Annotated in this window: 1 pseudogene; it reads left to right on the top strand. The window is 57.5% G+C overall.

Going from position 1 to position 809, the window contains the following annotated elements:
- Positions 1 to 14: 14 nt before the first annotated feature.
- Positions 15 to 809 (top strand): annotated as a pseudogene (locus tag ACR0NJ_RS21260) (phage terminase large subunit); the annotation flags it as partial.

Genomic DNA, 809 nt, shown 5'->3' with positions numbered 1-809 from the left:
CTCCTGATCCCAAAATGGTTCTGCATGCCGCGCGCGAGGTTTGCCGGGACAATTTCTTTCCCTTCGTGTGGCGTGTGTTTGGCACGCTGCACCAGGGGACTGACCGCGGCTTTGATCCGGCCTGGCATGTGCGTGCTATGTGCCATGAGTTGGACAACGTTCGCATCGGTGAGAACAAGCGGTTGATCATCAACATTCCGCCCCGGTGCCTGAAATCGGTCACCGTGGCCGTTGCCTATGTCGCTTATCTTCTCGGTCATAACCCCAGCGCCAAGATCATTGTTGCCAGCTACGGGCTGGATCTGGCGCGCAAGCATTCCGAAGATTGTCGTCGGATCATGTCTGCGCGCTGGTACCGGGAAATGTTCCCTGAAACTGTCCTGGCTAAAAAGGGCAACACCTCAGAAGAAATCCGCACCACAAAGGGAGGCAGCCGTAAGGCTGTCTCCATCGGCAGTTCTGTGACTGGCCATGGCGCTGATTACATCATCATCGATGACCTGCTGAAAGCTGGAGATGCGGGCTCCGAAGCTGAACTGGTCAAGGCACAGGAGTTCATTGAGGGGACCTTTCTGTCGCGCTTTGACAACCCGTCCGAAGGGCGTGTGGTTATGGTTGCACAACGGTTGCACGAGATGGATCCGCCGGGTTATCTGCTGGACCGCGGTACCTATCGACACCTGAACCTGCCTGCCATCGCCGAAGACCATGAGGTGGTTCCACTTGGGCGCGGAAGGGTCATGCGCCGCAAACCGGGTGATCTCCTGTGCCCGTCCCGTTTGGATCAGGACACGCTGGATACCAAGCGT

The organism is Ruegeria sp. F11 (genome assembly GCF_056533855.1).
This window is presented reverse-complemented; position numbering and strand designations above follow the sequence as displayed.